Raw genomic sequence first — 17,115 nt, forward strand, 5'->3', positions numbered from 1 at the left:
GGAAAGATTGTTCCAATTTTTATATTGGGGGTGGGGTTAGGTATGGATCTTAAAATACGAGAAATTATATCAGATGATTATGCTGAAGTTGTTTTTTTATGGAACGATGTACTTGGAATTCGTAATGTTAATGATGCAAACTTCCGAGTGACTATGGAAGAGATGAATAAGGACGGGAAATACAAAACATTTGTCGCATTAATAGAAAATGATGTGGTCGGTTTTGTAACTATTGTTCAGGCATTATCCGTAGGAGTTCCAATTGGTTATCTACATATTCAAGCACTTGCTGTTAAAAGGGATTTTCAAAATAGGGGGATAGGTACAAAACTACTAAGGCACACTGAAAATTATGCTAAAGAACGGGGAATATCAAGTATTATTTTATGTAGTGGAGTTAAGCGAACCGATGCCCATGCTTTTTATGAGCATAACGGCTATGACAGAGATTCATACTGCTTCGATAAGTTGATCGACCTAACCCAAGGTTAAACGCTTATTAATTCACCTCCACAGCTTCCTAAACAAATTAAACAAAGATCATTGCGTCATTCATGAAAGTTTATTTATTAAGTTTCTTTATTAATTGCACTAAAAAGACCCAACTCACTCTTTAAACACAAGAGTAGGAAGTTAGGCTTTTTCGGTACTACATTGGACATATAATTTATGTGAAATTTATTCTAACGAAGTCATTTGTGGATCATATTTCTGCGATACTGGTAGGGCGTAACCCCGTATTCCACTTTAAACAATTGGATAAAATACTGATTCTTTCTGTAACCGACCATTTGCGCTATATCGTTGACACGGAGTTCAGAATCTTGAAGCAGTTGGGAAGCTTTCTCCAGCCTCTTCTTAGAAATGTAATTTGACACATTTTCGCCCGTCTCTTGTTTAAACAGTTTGGAAAAGTAAACGGGATGTAGATGTGCGACTTTCCCCAACTCATCCAGACTAAGGCCATGTGACAGATGATCTTCGATATACGTTTGCACTTTGTCGACGATGGTTTGAATGGACATCTGTTTGTTGTTTCTGATTCGACTGACCCGATGCATGAGGGTTGACCTTAGTTCATCAGGTTGACCTAACTGGTTGAATATCCAATCCACGGTTTCAGAGTCATCCCGATCCGTGTCCGCCAGATATACATATAACATCGTCTCTAGGAGAAAGATTATTTTTTGCTTTCGGAGACGGAGTTGATCATATTTTTTAATGATATTTCCGGCAGATTCCCAATCACTGCATGATGGAGAATGGTTGAATATGCCAATGAAGTCTTCTGAGCGTACGTCCTCATTAAGGAAAAACCTGTAGAACATCTGCCGGGTCACGTTACGTTCGGTCAATGAAAAGGGAGGGGACACGACCGATTGCTCCAGTTCGATAGTCAGTTCCTCAGCAGCTTCTTCCGGAACAAGAGCGAACAGTCGGGTACCCGCAGTCCAAATGAGACGATCCAATTGGTCTCCGACTGTACGTTTTATAACGTTCTCATGTTCTGGTGTGAACCCCTCCAGCTTGAAGCAGCAGAAACGTTGTTCCCCTAAGAATTCAGTATAAGCATCATATTGCCTTCTCAATGTCTCGTTTTGACCAAGCAGCGAAAGCAGGTACCCCAATCCATCGAAGTTCTCCCATGCCATAGGTTGAGCGGGTCGTGTCTTTGTAATATTCTTGATGGCTTTAGACATGGCTTTCTCCACATCATCTTTGTCTACAGGTTTGAGCAGATAGTCAAGCGCACCTAAACGGATTCCTTGCTGTGCATACTCGAACTCGGAGTAGCCGGAAAGGATGATGACTTTGGTTGGCAAACTATGTTGGTGGATATGTTGAAGCAGATCAATACCCGACACCTCGGGCATTCGTATGTCAGTGATCAGAATATCGATATGGTTTTGAGTCAACATGTCACGGGCTTCAATCGAATTGGTCATCGTCTCGATCTGATGAATGCCGAAGTTTTTCCAATCGAGCAAGTGCTTCATATACTCAACGACATAATGTCCGTCATCCACAATTAATAATCGCATTAGTTATCTCCTTTCACCTCGGGTATGCTGATGAGCAGCAAGACGGACAAGCCGTCCCAATCATTCGTAGCAAAATGTAGCCCGCTACGTTCGCCGTACGTATTTTTCAGACGCCGATTTACATTCCAGAGCCCTACGCCTTTAATTCCTTCAGGCGGGGTATCGCTCTCAAGCCGAGCCTCCAGGCTGCGGATATCATCCAGCGACAGACCTTTACCGTCATCGGATACCTTGATCGTTATCGCAGCTTTCGTCTGTTTGACATCAATCGTCACCCGATGGGCCCCTTGTTGTCCTTCAATTCCATGTTGAATTGCATTTTCAACCACGGGCTGGATGATCAGCGGCATGAGGGGAAGGGAGGCCAGTTCTGGCGGCAGATTAATGCTGTACTCCATTTTTTTGCTGAGAGCCATAATAATCAGGAAATGTTCCGCAAACTGGAGCTCGCTTTCCAGCGTGACTTCATGTCGGTCCAACTTGGTTAAATAACGATAATATTCAGCTAGATGCTTGCTCATGCGCATGACAGAATCAGGTGAAAACTGAGCCACCGACATGATGAAAAACAAACTGTTGTATAAAAAATGAGGGTTAATCTGAGCTTGAAGTTGTTGAAGTTCCGCACCTCGTCTCAGTTCCGTTTCAGTCTTCAAGGATACGAACAGATCCTGGATTTCGGTAACCATATGGTTAAAACTTCTGAATAGGCTGTAAAACTCTTTGCCCGTATTTTCGGTGATCCGCGTGTTGTGATTACCTTGCTCGACCTGTGAAAACTTTCTCTCCAACAAACGGAGATTACGGTAGTAGTTCCGATAAAACGTAAAGATCACAACCAGACCAAGCGTGAACACGGCTAAAATGCTGGCAAAGAAAACTTTGCGATTGCGGTCAAGCGGTTGCAGAAAATCGTTCGTCTGTGTATATGTAATCAGGTAACCGTCGATCGATTCAATATATCGCGAAAGAACATAGTAGTCATCCGAATTGGTATGATAATCATATTTTAAAGTGACTTCTGGCTGGGGCGTAAGCATTTCAGTAACCGCTTTCAACAGATCGGTGTCAATTTCTTTCTCACTCCATAACTGCTGGGGGTCAAAAAGAAAAAAAGCGTTCGAACTGTCGTTATTCACAGCCTTTTTTAGCAGGCTTTTTAAATAATCGGTATTCAGCTTTACACCAACCACGTACTGAGTCGGTTCATTTTGTCCTGATTTCTGGATGTAAGGGTAGAGGGCAAAGTAATACAAGCTGTTACCGACGATTTGCCATCCCCGCTCATGAACATCCTTGAACGGAAGTCTTGCCTCCTGGGTATTGTTCGCGGAGAGAAACGCTTCTTCAGTCTTCCAGTAAATGCCGATCGATTCAATGGATCGACTGGAAAGGAGCGTTTGCCGCAAGCGATCCACGATATCGTTTTTTTTCATTTGGGAATCGTAATTGCTCAGCTCGATAACATGCCTCTGGTAGAACCGCACATCACTGTCAGCTGCATACTGAACCCCGTACATATTAGCCTCGTATATAATTCCGTCTAGAATGCCTTTCACATAATCAAGCTGGTTTTTGGAAGCGCTGATCAGATTTTCTTCAAGTGTTTTGGAGCTCAATCGGTTCATCACGAAAAACAAACTCAACGTCAGCAGCAGAAAAAAAACAAAGAAATAGATGAATCGCTTCATATACATTTTTCTGATCATATGCGTTTCCTTTCATATCGCCAAACGTAGAAGTTTAAAATCCATATCGGATTAACTTTAATATAAGCCAAACCTTCGAAAAGCGGAAGGGCAGCATCCGCGATAAATGAAAGCGTTTTTAAAATGCTTCAGCGTGGGGTGATAATCTTGAAATTTTGGCATTTTGGAGTGAAAGCGCTTTTGTTAAGCTTATCTTCAAGGATCGCTTTCGAAGAGCCATCATAGAGGAGGTATGCAACATTAACGAGATCGTGCCCGCCAGATCCGCAAAAAAAACAAAAACAAAGCTTCCCCAGCGAACTTCATTCAAAAAGGAACTCAAGAAAAGCTGGCCTTTGTATGTACTGTGTATTCCCGCTTTTGTATTTGTCTGCATCTTTTCTTACGGCCCGATGGTAGGTTTGCTCATGGCATTTCAGGACTACAAACCATGGCTGGGCATCACAGGTTCACGGTGGATCGGGTTAGATAATTTCGAACGGATTTTCCAGTACAAAGAAGCTACACAAGCGATCATTAATACGCTGATTATCGCCGTTTCCAAAATTATCGTCGGTATTATCGTTCCGATCGTCATGGCTATTCTGCTGAGCGAGATCCGAAATATGGGCATTAAGAAAAGTGTTCAGACACTGGTGTATCTGCCGCATTTCTTGTCCTGGGTTACCGTCGCGGGGTTGATGATCGACATTCTCGGATTAGACGGAGGAATCAATCACATCTTGACCCGGATTTTCGGGAACGATCCCATTTACTTCCTGGGTGATCCTGATCTGTTTCGATTCACGGTTGTGATCAGCGACGTGTGGAAGAGCTTTGGTTTCGGCATGATTGTTTATCTGGCGACTATTGCAGGGATCAATCCTTCTTATTACGAAGCGGCCGAGATCGATGGCGCCACACGCCGGCAGCAAATTCGATACGTCACCTTGCCTAGCATGTTGCCTATGATTATCGTCATTTCTACACTGAGTCTGGGCAATATTCTGGATGCGGGCTTTGATCAGGTCTTCAATCTGTACAATCCGCTTGTCTACAGTACAGGAGATATCATTGATACCTATGTTTACCGTTCATCCTTGTTAAACGGGCAATACGGGTTCGGGACAGCAGTAGGACTGTTTAAATCGGGAATCAGCTTGATCTTGATCGTTGTCTCCTACAGGCTGGCCTATAAATATGCCAATTACAAAATATTCTAACAAGGAGGGAGAGGGATCATGTACCATAAGACGACAGGCTATAGAGTATTCTCCTATTTTAATTACGCATTCATGATACTGGCGGGTCTGGCGTGTTTTCTTCCACTGCTTCATCTGCTCGCGCAATCGCTCAGCAGCAAAGCGGCCATTAGCGGTAATATGGTTTCATTTTGGCCGGTCGGGTTCAACGTGGACGCCTATATCAAAACGTTCAATAATTCCAACTTCAACGGTGCCATGCTGACATCCATCACTCGGACCGTTTTGGGTACGACCATCAGCATGTTTATCCTTACCTGTGCAGGATATGCCCTATCCAAAGAATTCCGGGGACGCAACGTGCTCATGTGGTTTTTTATCTTTACCATGCTTTTCTCGGGGGGATTGATACCTTCTTACATATTGATCACTGCCCTTGGATTAAAGGATACAATTTGGGCACTTGTGCTGCCAGGAGCTTTCGGTGCTTATAATTTGATTCTTCTCGTCAATTTCTTCAAAACGATTCCCAAAGCCTTGGAAGAAGCAGCTTTCATTGACGGAGCGTCCTTTTTCGTAATCCTCAGCAAAATATATTTACCATTATCTCTGCCTGGCATCGCAACCGTATCCTTGTTCATTATGGTGGGGCACTGGAACTCCTGGTTTGACGGAATTTTGTACATGTCCGATGCGAGCAAGTATCCGCTGGCTTCGTTCCTACAGACTGTTGTGGTACAGAGCAACATGCAGAATATGGCGATGAGCCAATCCGAAGTCGCAGCCATGTCGGAACAAAGTATCAAGGCAGCTCAAATTTTTGTCAGCACGCTACCCATCATTTTGGTCTATCCATTTTTACAACGATATTTCGTGAAGGGAATTGTACTAGGAGCTGTAAAAGAATAGAAAACAAATTGAGTGAGTGAAGGGGGCATGTTTCCATGAAGAAAAGAAACGAGTTATGGAAAATGGTAAGTATGGTTATGCTGTCGGCTGCTCTTGTGGCTGGCTGTAGCAAAGGGGAGAGCGCATCCGAAACCGCACCGGTATCGGTGCTTAAGGACGGAAAATATGATCCTCCATTTACGATCACCATCGCCAAACAACAGGATGAGAATGCTGGAAAATACATCAATGGTGAAACGTTGAATGACAATGTGTTGACCCGTTGGGGCGAAGAAAACCTGGGTATCAAAATTCAAACCACCCTGCTGGGAGGTGATGCTTCACAATATAATACCAAGCTGCGGCTGGCCCTGACAGGTTCAGAGAAGCTGCCCGACGTTCTGCCCGTTTATGATACCATGCTGGTCAATGATCTGATCGAGTCGGGGCAGGTCAAGGAGATTACGGAAGACATCTCAACCTACATGCCTGACCGGATAAAAGAAATATACAAACAATACCCGACCACCTTCAATCCAGTGGTTAGGGAGGGTAAGGTCTACGGGATGGCGATCGCGCCGAATCTGACGGAAGGCGAAGTCATGCTGATTCGCCAGGACTGGTTGGACAAATTAAATTTGAAAGCGCCAACAACGATTGAAGAGTTTGAGCAAGTCATCGCGGCGTTCACCAATGAGGACCCGGATGGGAACGGCAAGAAAGACACATATGGCTTTACATTTTCGGGGAAAGATTCCTACAATACGGGCTGGGTCAGCGATCCGGTCATGATATTCAGCGCATACACGGGCAAGCACCTTCCAAGGCAATGGTATAACGAGAACGGCAAACTTACTTATGGATCTGTGGCTGATGGCAAAAAAGAGGCACTGGCCAAGTTACGCGATTGGTATGCGGAAGGCTACTTGAACAAAGAATTGGCCACCCAGGGGGCCTGGGACGCACTGTCCGATTTTACGGAGGGGAAAGCAGGCATTATCATTGGTCGTCCTTGGCTATACGACAGTGTGAAAGACGTAGAGAAAAATGTTGAGGGTGCGAAAATTAGTGCTTATCCGACTATTCAAGGCGTGAACGGAGATAAGACCTATCAGTCCGCCCAATTGAACGATGGGGTGTTCATGTTTAACAAGGACTTTCAGAACATGGAAGCCTTCTTCCTGTACTACGATAAAATGTACGATGCGGCGTTCAGCACGGGAGATTTCAAATTCGGCTACGCTCAGGGATATGATTACGATATCGTCAACGATGAAGTCACTTTCGATCCAACGAAATTCAATACACCATTAGAGGCTGTGCAAGGCGTTGGGAAAATGGCATTTACCAAAAACACACCGAGCGTGGACGGTCCCGGCCAATCTTACTTCGATCTGGCGAACGGTGTCGAAGCCGATACAGGCGTCCTCATTCAGAGCGCTTCAAAGGATCAAACGACCCAAGATGGATATCGAATTTCGTATGAAAACAGGGATGTTTTACTGCCAAATGAGTTCAACGGTCCACCAACGCCAACGATGCAAAATGTGTGGGAACAGTTGACCACCATGGAACAAGAGACATTCACCAAAATCATATATGGCAATGAGCCACTTGAAGCATTTGATACCTTTGTCCAACAGTGGCACGAAAAAGGTGGAGACACCGTTATCCAAGAAGTTAACGATTGGTACAACCAAGCCAGTGAGACCGATGTTATGACACTGATGAATTTGAAATAAAGTCAAGTTTCACCTGGATCAACCTTCCGGCAACAGGAAGGTTGGTCTTCTAAAAAAGGAGATGATGAGACATGATCAAAGGTAAATCGTGGATGGCTATCGTCATTGCATTGATGTTGTTAACAGTTCATTTAACGTCCTCAGCTCAAACCGTTCACGCTGCTGGTGAAGAGACCCATATTGCTGCAACACTGTTTGTGCTGAAGAATGAATCCGAAGTATCCAATGCCAAAATCCATTGGGCACCTGTGCAGGGAGCGACTGCATACGAGTTGTATAGATCCGAAAACAATGAGCCCTATCATTTATTACAGACCCTAACCGGTACAACGACGGATGATTATGACCTCAACATAGGTAGTAACTACAAGTATCAAGTGAAAGCATATGGCGGAACTTCCTTGTTAACCTCCGCTGTTTCGCCAGAATATACCCCCTACAGCCTTCCAGAGAACCTCACAACTTTTGATAACACAACGCAATCAACGCTTATGCTCCCGAATGAACTTAAAGTTGGAGACACCTACTACAGATTCAATTTTGTGCAAAAGTCATCAGGCGGTTTTGGTGAAATGATTCAACAGACGTCAACAGATGACATCACCTATGGTAACGACAAAGTGGTCCTGTCCTACACGGATCATCCCGATCTGGCGAATTCTAAATTTGAGGGGATCAATATCCTCTACCATGCGCCAACGAACAAGTTTGTTTTTTGGGCTCACTATGAAAACAGTACAGACTACACACTTGCCAGAGTATCGGTGGCTTCGGCCACGCCTGGAGAAGACTTTACATTTCACAAAAGCTTTCGGCCGGAAGGGAACCAATCCCGGGATATCTCCATTTTCAAAGATGATGATAATTCGGCGTATCTAATCTCTACGGCCAATAATAATTCGGACACGATTTTGTATAAGTTAACCTCCGATTGGTTGGATGTGGATCATCAAGTTTCTGTTATTTATCAAGGTCAACATAGAGAATTGCCTAAGATGATCAAAAAAGATGGCATTTATTATTTGTTCTCTTCCCAAGCGGCAGGGTGGTATCCGAGTATACCTTTGTATTCTTCAGCAAATAGCATAGACGGAGATTGGTCTGAATTACGGACGATTGGCAACACGTCAACCTTCTCCGCTCAGTCGGGCTCCGTCATGCGGGTGAAGCCAGATACGGGCAACAACGTCGTTATGGTTGCGTATCGCTGGCTGTTCGGTTGGGCAGGCACGCAAAATGGAACAACGGAGGAACGACTGCTTCCCGTTTGGTTCTCTGATGGTTATGCATTTTATGATTATTTTGATCAAGTCCTATATAACACAAGCGATGATGTTGTCGTTCCCGTTCAAAATGGAAAACTACTGTCACAAGGTAAACCGGCAACAGCGCAAACGGCTACCGGAACGAATCCGGCAAGTTATGCGAATGATGGTAACTATCAAACCGAATGGGTCGGCACAGGCAGTTCCTGGCCACATTGGTGGAAGGTCGACCTCGGCTCCGTTCAGCAATTAAATAATGTGCAAATCTCTTGGTGGATGCAAAAAGGCTCCGAAGGTTTTTACAAATATAAAATAGAGACCAGTACGGATAATGTAAACTGGACCGTGGCATTGGATAGAACCAACAATACATCTTACGGTTTCACCTCAGATACGCTATCGAGCACTACTGCCAGGTATGTACGAATTAATATGCAAAATGCGGCACTTCACAACAACCCTAACAACTGGTACACACCAAGATTATGGGAGGTAAAAATATTTGGAACAAGCACAGAATAATCAATTAACCAATGGTGGCATCTGGAATGATTCAAGTGGTCAGCCGATCCATGCCCATGGTGGACATATGTTATTCCATGACGACTATTATTACTGGTATGGCGAAGATCGGAGGGACGATATATATGTGAGTTGTTACCGTTCCAAAGATCTATTCAACTGGGAGTTTCGAAACCATATCTTGACCACCTCTACACCAGCTGCACCCATTCGAGTCCGGACGAATCTGGCATTAGTGAACGATAAAGGTGGAAAGGTGAATCTTGAACGGCCTAAAGTACTGTTCAACACGGTGACAAAGAAGTTCGTCCTCTGGGTTCACTATGAGAATGGTAATAATTACAACGATGCCGCATGCGCCATTGCCACATCTGATTCTCCGGATAGCCATTTCATTTACCATGGCAGCTTTAATCCATATGGTTATATGTCGCGTGACTGCACACTCTTTCAGGATGATGATGGAACGGCTTATTTTATTTCGGCTGCCAGAGACAATGCGGACCTTCACATCTATCGTCTACAGGAGGATTACCTTAATGTCAAAAGCCTTGTCGGAAAGCTATGGCAGGGGGAGTATCGAGAAGCCCCAGCCGTCTTCAAGCGGAACGGGAAGTATTATATGGTGACCTCATTTTGCACGGGTTGGGCTCCCAATCAAGGGAAATACGCGATGGCTAATACGATGGATGGTCCATGGGGGATGCTCAGCGATTTTGGCGATGAAACGACGTATCTAACGCAACCAGCGTTTGTGTTGAAGCGATCAGAGGAGGAGTACCTGTACTTTGCGGATCGGTGGAACAGATCGGATTACTTTCAGTCCAGCTATGTGGTACTGCCCATTGAATTCAATGGGGACATTCCGATTCTAAATGATTATTTCACGTTATCTTTGGGAGAGGATACACATTTAATTCATTTTGAACGATAATTTGAACGATAAAACGACTGATGAGAAAAGACTTTGATCCTACTGAGAATGTAGGTTCAAAGTCTTTTGAATGAATTTTATAATTTCAAATCCAGCGAATAGCCATCACGAAGTACGGATAAATGGTGGAGCTCATGTCCAACCATAATAACGGCGATTGATCGAGCTGAAGCAGGATTATCACTGACGATCCCTCTACAGAGCCAAGCTTCCGGCGTGAGGTGACGAAGCATAAGGAGGGTTGAGCGACGTGTGACGGCATATTCTTCACTCAAATCGGCCAGGGTATATGCATTGAACGGGTGGGTCTGCATAAACACGTCCTGATCGTAGCCGGGATGATTCGCTTGGTCGCCTCTGGCGATACGAAGCAATCGGCTGCTCATGATTCGTTCGTTATCCAAAAGGTGGCCGATGACCTCTTTCACGCTCCATTTTCCTTCGGCGTAACGATAATTTGCTTGATCCTCTGCCAATGAAGAAAGCAGATTTTGTACGATGTTGGCCTGTTGCTCCAACATTTCAATGATGTTCCCTTCAGGAACAAGCCGGATATAGCCTTCATAAAAAGCTGCATATTCATCTGTAGTTGGTCTTTCAACCATGGTAATGCCTCCTTTGGGGTTCGTAGATCTGGAATATATTGTAGCATAAATCTTACTTCCAGCATCTAAATTGGCCCTTCCGCTTGATAGATGGAAGGGCTGCTTCATGTAATTTAGGCAGTTTTTCAAGGTTACGTGTTATTCCACTCCTAATCCGTTCGTCGTATCCCCTTATTTTGAACAAATTTCTCCAAAACCGCAATATCCTCCGTCACTTTTTTGAACGGCAACGTGTCCAGCACCTGTTCCCGGTAACTCTTTTTTGCCGCTGCGCTTAGACGGGAGTCAAGTATGCTGAGTATGCCAAGGTCCGTTTCACTGCGGATCAAGCGACCCGTTCCTTGCCGTAACCGCAGAAGCATGTCCGGTACAAACACCTCCATGAACGGATTCTCCGTTACAGATGCCTTATATTCATAAACAGGATCCGATGGAACAGGGAAGGGCAGACGGAAAATGATAACCTGCGACAGATCAGGACCCTCGATATTCACGCCTTCCCAGAATACACCGGTACCCAGGAGTACACCTTTGCTTTTCCTGAATTCGGCGATGACACTGTCCTGGGAAGATCCTTCTTTTTGAACATGCACTGCCCATGAATTTTCATTAGCACTTGAAATCAACTTCTTGTGAATGTACTTCATGTCCTCCTTTGCTGAAAAAAGGACGATTGTTCTTCCGTGAGTTAAATTACAGAGTTGAACCATTTCCTTATAAGCTGCTTCAAGATAGTTTTCGCGCTGGTCATGGTGGTAATAGGGAACTTTGTTCGAGATGTACATCATGGCATGGTTGGTATAGTCAAAAGGGGAGGATTTGCGATCCATAAAATCCCCCTTATAACCGAGGGACTGCGTCAAATAAGAGTATTGTTCCTCCAATGTATCCCCGCCTTGGCACAGCGTTGCCGACGTCAGGATTACAGGTACCTTGGCATTAAATAAAATGTATTTCAGAAATTGGCTTATATCTTTGGGACAGATACTGATCGTGGCTATTCCCAGGGGACTGCTTGCCCATAAGAGATAGTTGTCCTCCAGTTCAGATAAGACACGAATGAGAGTGACAAGCCCGTTGATGGCTTCAAAAGCGTCATCGATCTCCCGTTCGTGGCGGGAAGTCAAAATGGAAAGCCGTAGACTGAGATCTTTCAAATTGTTCGAGACTTGGTTTAAAGGTATTCCTTTGATATCCGACACTTTGATTCGGTCGTTATCCTGCTTGGCATGGTGGAGCAGATCCGCGTTTACCTGTTTGAAGATGCGCTCAGCGCAGTTTTTTATGAACTTAGATTGTGAGAAGAGACTTTTATCCCCAGACTGCTTCATGAGAAGCTGCACAGTGGTATCGAGCGTGCGGCAGATTCCCCGATAAGTGAACTCAAGCGTTCTGGCATCTCGAACTTTTGCTTCCAGATTATGCGCTTCATCAATGACGATCAGAGCAGGCTGTTCCGAGATAATGCTCTTCGTACCTTCTTTTTTCTTCATCAAATCCCGTATGAGCAGATCCTGGTTCACGATAATAAAATCAATCTCGTGAGCTTTTGCATTTAATTTCGCTCTCATATCGTAGAACAAGCATCCATTTTTATGATGGCAACGTTCGAATTTGCAATCATTCACGGAAACGTGTGACCATTCAGCATCACTAATTCCAGCTTTAATATCGGCTCTTTCATCAATTTCATAATCTAATATGCGCTGGGCGAGGGTAGACACGGAGGAGTTTGCATCACCAGGACTGATTAATTCAGCTGCTCTGCTTCGGCAGGCATACTGACCCATGCCTTTGCCCACGACGGAACGAACCATTGTGAATCCCAACCGGCTACCAATGATCCTTAAATCTTTATGTATCTGTTCCGAAAGCTGAATGGAGGAAGTAGCTATAATAACTGGTTTTTGAGACATTTGATTCGTGAGCAGACTTGGGATCAGGTATGCAAAAGACTTACCGATTCCGACACCAGCTTCAATCATGGCATTATGTCCATGGATATAAGCATCGGCTATATCGAGAGACATTTCTTGCTGTCCGATCCGCTCTCTAAGACCAATTCGGGGGAATCGGTCATAAATTCGGAAGATGGCGTTAACCAAAGAACGTTCGATTTCCTTGTTCGGTTCCTGCTTATTTATTTTATAGAGTCCATTTAACCAATTCATAACGATCGCCCCTCTTCCGAATGATGATCTTCTTGTACTATATTTTGGAGACGATGTACCTCACAATGAGGCTGTGACGGCATTTTTCAATCTGGATACGCCTTCCTGTAACTGTTCATCTGACAAATGTGCAAAAGATAAATATATACCATACTTCGTACCAACTGACGTTGAACTGCTGACTTCTGAGTATACCACACCTTGTGACTTAGCCGATGCCCGAAAGGCCTCATACGTGGACACATTACCTCGCCACCAGCCAAACACGTGCAGACCCGCTTCATTCTCCACCCAATCAAACCATGTAGAAAGTTGCTTGTTCAAAAGTTTGAGTAACAGATCGAATTTGCGACTGTATAATCGATTCATCCTGCGCAGATGACGCTCATATTGACCGCTTGTCATGAATGCAGCTAATGCCCGTTGTTCGATCAGGTTGACGGGTCTTGGCTCGTATAATGCCTGTGCCTTTCTAAAGGTATCTGCCAAGGTAGGTGGAAGAACCACAAAACCAAGTCGTACTTCAAAAGGCAAGGTTTTCGTAAAGCTGCCCAGGTAGATTACACGTCCTGCTTTATCAAGTGTTTTCAGCGGTTCAACATGCATTCCGCGATATCGGAATTCACTATCATAGTCATCCTCGACAATCATGGCATCATGACGATGTGCCCAGTCCAGCAAGGTTTGTCTGCGTTCAAGGCTGAGCATTTCGCCAGTGGGAAACTGTCGTGACGGCGTGACAAACAACATACGCGCTTCCCAGTCTTGGGGCACAACACCCTGACCATCTAGATTGGCTTCAATCAACTTTGCACCCGCAGCCAAAATGGCTTTAGAAATCCCGACATAACAAGGGCTTTCCGTCACGACATGATCCCCAGGATCTGCAAGTAATTGAGTGAGAAGAGCTATAGCTTGCATGGAGCCTGCAGTCACTGCAATATGATGCGGATCGACTTGAATTCCCCGCATTCTTCGAAGGTAGGCGGCAATGGCTTCTCTCAATCTCGGATCCCCGGTTGAACTAACCATCGCAGAGGTTGTTTCCAGGTGATGCTCACGCTGCCGTATCTCTGCATACAATCGATTATTCCATTCATCGTAAGGGAATTTGGATAAATCAGGTTGGTATTTGCTAAAGTCGATCACTTCGTCGCGATCCATTCTGGAATCATGTGTATGAGCATTGGCTGGTGCATTTCTTTGAATCGACTGCTGTTCAAACTGCTGAATACGATTTCCCCAGGCTGATAAGTGATGGTTACAAGCTTTCACGGTGGACGAATCATTGCTTAAATCCAACTGATAAGCAACAAAGGTTCCTCTTCCATGCTCTGATTGAATGTAACCTTGAGCAGTCAACGTATCATAGACCTGATTCACGGTTCCTCTGGAAATGTGATACGTCGCGGCTAACTCTCTAGTCGAGGGTAACTTCTCACCATGCATAAGATTGCCTTCATGAATAGCATCACGAATGGCATGGTAGAGAGCCTTCATCTTGGTATATTTTCGGTTCAAATATGAACTGTAAGCTACATGAAATTGCATAGGACCTCCAGAGTTATAATTGAAGTGGTACAATAAAAACCGAAAATATTGGATCTTTTTATATGACCATTCTCATTTTATACTAAATCATAGATTAGAGCGATGCCTTTATTGAAAACCACCCAAAAGTTACTTAGGAGGACTACAATCATGCAAACAGGTACAGATCGTGTAAAAAGAGGAATGGCTGAGATGCAAAAAGGTGGCGTCATCATGGACGTTATGAATGCAGAGCAAGCTAAGATCGCTGAGGCGGCAGGGGCAACAGCTGTTATGGCTCTTGAACGGGTACCTTCCGATATTCGCGCAGCCGGCGGTGTAGCTCGTATGGCAGATCCAACCATCGTTGAAGAGGTTATGAAGGTTGTATCTATTCCAGTTATGGCTAAAGCACGTATCGGTCATTACATAGAAGCCAAAGTGCTTGAATCCCTAGGTGTGGACTATCTCGATGAAAGTGAAGTTCTTACGCCTGCAGACGAAGTGTTCCATATTGATAAACATGAGTTCACTGTACCATTTGTATGTGGAGCGAAAGATTTGGGAGAGGCTCTTCGCCGTATTGGTGAGGGAGCATCGATGATTCGTACAAAAGGTGAGCCTGGAACGGGTAACATTGTTGAGGCAGTTCGTCATATGCGTCTAATTAACAGCCAGCTCCGTAAAGTGCAAAACATGTCCAAGGACGAGCTGTACGCTGAAGCAAAAAACCTGGGTGTAGCTTATGAGCTACTGCGCGAAGTACATGAAAATGGAAAACTTCCTGTCGTTAACTTTGCAGCAGGCGGTGTAGCTACACCAGCAGACGCAGCACTAATGATGCACCTGGGAGCAGATGGTGTGTTTGTAGGATCAGGTATTTTCAAATCAGATAGCCCGGAGAAATTCGCTCGTGCAATCGTTGAAGCGACTACACATTACACGGATTACAAATTGATTGCCGAAGTATCCAAAAACTTGGGTGCCCCTATGAAAGGGATCGAAATTTCTAAATTGGCTCCAGAAGAGCGCATGTCCAACCGCGGTTGGTAAGGGGAATAGAACATCGGTTTGAGAATACATGGAATATGAATGATATCGAGCAAAGCCGATCAATGGATACAAATTGATCGGCTTTTTTGGTTATTCTTGACGAAAGCAAAAGCAAAGACGAAGAGGGGAATGTCCATTTTTTCATCAATTGAGAATGATTATAATTATCATTTACGAGATTCGACATTTACTGTATACTGACAATAACTATTTTACATAATGCATAAATAGAAAATTAAGAATCGAAAAGGGAGAGAATTAAATGTCTACACGCTTTAAAAAAGGAATGTTATTTTGTTTTATTGCTGCTCTTGTTTTTGTACTTGCAGCATGCTCCAGTAATAATGGCGGAACCGATGAGGCAAATAATAGCTCACAGGAAGCAACGAATAATGTTGCAACAGATGAGGAGACATCGGATGCAAATGCTTCGGGTGCTGCTCAAACCGCATATCCATTAACCGTTTCAAACTATACGACTCAAAATGGGACATGGGTCGCTAAAGAACAAACTTTTGATAAGGTACCTGAACGGGTTGTTGCCAATACACAAGGTGCGGCTGAATTAATGATCCGTCTTGGTTTGACTGACAAAATTGTTGGAGTTGCAGCGCTTTTCGGTAGTGTACCTGACGATATCGCTGATGAATTCAAAAAAATTCCTGTGTTGGCTGAAGGCTATGTCGGTAAGGAAGTGACCATAGGCGCTTCGCCTGACCTGGTTGTGGGGCGTGGTGGATTGTTTGAGGATGCTGATTGGGGCGTTGGAACAGTAAGCAGCTTAAATGATATGGGGATTAAAACGTACGTGCAAAGCACCAGTGTTCCTGATGCATCGTTAGATAGTCTGTATCAGGACATTACTGAATTAGGTGAGATATTCAACGTACAGGCGAACGCAGCGGCATATATTGAGACGCTTAAAGCTCGCGAGACTGCGTTGTCGGCCCGAGCTAGCGCTGAAACGATCAACTATGCATCTTTTTCAGATAATGGTGATGGAACGATTGGAATTTATAACGGAAATGGTGATACGTTTATTGAAAGTGCAATGTCATTAATCAATATGCATAATATGCTGATTAATGAAACCGGCACACTCAGTCTGGAGAAACTAATCGAGATTAATCCGGATGCCATGATTATTTCTAGGTATGCTGGTGGTATTGATCCAGAAGAAACGATTGAAAAGCTGTTAGCCAACAAGCAGGTACAGAACATTAACGCAGTTAAAAACAAGAAAATCTACATTATTGATTTCAACAACTTCTGGGGTTACGGAGATTCCATCTTCACAGGTGTAGAAGGACTCGCCGATGATCTCGGGTTGTAATGAAGCCAAGAACAAAAACATAGTACCATTAAAAGTCGCTATTTTAGCGGCTTTTTTTGGTTATCAGGGACCTAATTTCTGTTTCAAGCTGTTCCCGGTCAGCCCGCTGAATGATAATGAGTTTCTGAACACGCTATCTT

At 44.2% G+C, this 17,115-nt stretch carries 13 protein-coding genes; 8 read left to right on the plus strand and 5 right to left on the minus strand.

Going from position 1 to position 17,115, the window contains the following annotated elements; translation table 11 throughout:
• Nucleotides 1–42: 42 nt before the first annotated feature.
• Entirely contained in the window at nucleotides 43–492 is a 450-nt protein-coding gene (locus OM416_RS01730; RefSeq protein WP_264926407.1) for a GNAT family N-acetyltransferase, read from the plus strand.
• A gap of 200 nt (nucleotides 493–692) precedes the next feature.
• On the opposite strand, the gene OM416_RS01735 is transcribed toward OM416_RS01730, so the two are convergent.
• Together OM416_RS01735 and OM416_RS01740 are read right to left on the minus strand one after the other, a co-directional pair.
• On the minus strand, nucleotides 693–2,042 hold the full coding sequence (locus OM416_RS01735; protein ID WP_264926409.1) for a response regulator transcription factor: 1,350 nt from the start codon (nucleotides 2,040–2,042) through the stop codon (nucleotides 693–695).
• The gene (locus OM416_RS01740) at nucleotides 2,042–3,751 is read right to left on the minus strand and encodes a sensor histidine kinase (protein WP_264926411.1); all 1,710 of its coding nucleotides are present in this window, start codon (nucleotides 3,749–3,751) and stop codon (nucleotides 2,042–2,044) included. The genes OM416_RS01735 and OM416_RS01740 overlap by 1 nt, the downstream gene beginning before the upstream one ends.
• 407 nt (nucleotides 3,752–4,158) lie before the next feature.
• Here OM416_RS01740 and OM416_RS01745 point away from each other — a divergent pair, with 407 nt between their 5' ends.
• The 5 genes from OM416_RS01745 to OM416_RS01765 all read left to right on the plus strand — a co-directional run bounded on the left by OM416_RS01745 (nucleotide 4,159) and on the right by OM416_RS01765 (nucleotide 10,283).
• Nucleotides 4,159–4,953, plus strand: coding sequence for an ABC transporter permease (locus OM416_RS01745; RefSeq protein WP_240768014.1), 795 nt, complete (start codon nucleotides 4,159–4,161; stop codon nucleotides 4,951–4,953).
• A gap of 18 nt (nucleotides 4,954–4,971) precedes the next feature.
• Complete coding sequence (locus OM416_RS01750) at nucleotides 4,972–5,841, plus strand: carbohydrate ABC transporter permease (RefSeq protein WP_047843039.1); 870 nt, start codon at nucleotides 4,972–4,974, stop codon at nucleotides 5,839–5,841.
• A 35-nt stretch (nucleotides 5,842–5,876) separates the two neighbouring features.
• Entirely contained in the window at nucleotides 5,877–7,562 is a 1,686-nt protein-coding gene (locus OM416_RS01755; protein ID WP_264926416.1) for a hypothetical protein, read from the plus strand.
• A gap of 71 nt (nucleotides 7,563–7,633) precedes the next feature.
• A complete protein-coding gene (locus OM416_RS01760) occupies nucleotides 7,634–9,349 on the plus strand; it encodes a discoidin domain-containing protein (protein ID WP_264926418.1) in 1,716 nt (571 codons plus the stop codon).
• Nucleotides 9,330–10,283, plus strand: coding sequence for a family 43 glycosylhydrolase (locus OM416_RS01765; protein ID WP_264926420.1), 954 nt, complete (start codon nucleotides 9,330–9,332; stop codon nucleotides 10,281–10,283). Before OM416_RS01760 ends, OM416_RS01765 begins: the two co-directional genes overlap by 20 nt.
• A gap of 77 nt (nucleotides 10,284–10,360) precedes the next feature.
• Here the strand turns inward: OM416_RS01765 and OM416_RS01770 are convergent, their stop codons facing one another.
• The 3 genes from OM416_RS01770 to OM416_RS01780 all read right to left on the minus strand — a co-directional run bounded on the left by OM416_RS01770 (nucleotide 10,361) and on the right by OM416_RS01780 (nucleotide 14,610).
• Nucleotides 10,361–10,888: a DinB family protein gene (locus OM416_RS01770; protein WP_264926422.1), complete on the minus strand. Its 528-nt coding sequence runs from the start codon at nucleotides 10,886–10,888 to the stop codon at nucleotides 10,361–10,363.
• Between the two features lie 149 nt (nucleotides 10,889–11,037).
• Entirely contained in the window at nucleotides 11,038–13,059 is a 2,022-nt protein-coding gene (locus OM416_RS01775; protein ID WP_264926424.1) for an ATP-dependent DNA helicase, read from the minus strand.
• A gap of 60 nt (nucleotides 13,060–13,119) precedes the next feature.
• A complete protein-coding gene (locus OM416_RS01780) occupies nucleotides 13,120–14,610 on the minus strand; it encodes a PLP-dependent aminotransferase family protein (RefSeq protein WP_264926426.1) in 1,491 nt (496 codons plus the stop codon).
• A 147-nt stretch (nucleotides 14,611–14,757) separates the two neighbouring features.
• Here OM416_RS01780 and pdxS point away from each other — a divergent pair, with 147 nt between their 5' ends.
• Both pdxS and OM416_RS01790 read left to right on the plus strand, forming a co-directional pair.
• Nucleotides 14,758–15,642 carry a pyridoxal 5'-phosphate synthase lyase subunit PdxS gene (pdxS, locus tag OM416_RS01785; protein ID WP_200869424.1) on the plus strand — a complete coding sequence of 295 codons (885 nt, stop codon included), beginning with the start codon at nucleotides 14,758–14,760 and terminating at the stop codon, nucleotides 15,640–15,642.
• 262 nt (nucleotides 15,643–15,904) lie between these two features.
• Complete coding sequence (locus tag OM416_RS01790; RefSeq protein ID WP_264926428.1) at nucleotides 15,905–16,975, plus strand: ABC transporter substrate-binding protein; 1,071 nt, start codon at nucleotides 15,905–15,907, stop codon at nucleotides 16,973–16,975.
• Nucleotides 16,976–17,115: the final 140 nt, after the last annotated feature.

This window comes from Paenibacillus sp. LS1 (genome assembly GCF_026013365.1).
Classification (GTDB): Bacteria; Bacillota; Bacilli; order Paenibacillales; family Paenibacillaceae; genus Paenibacillus.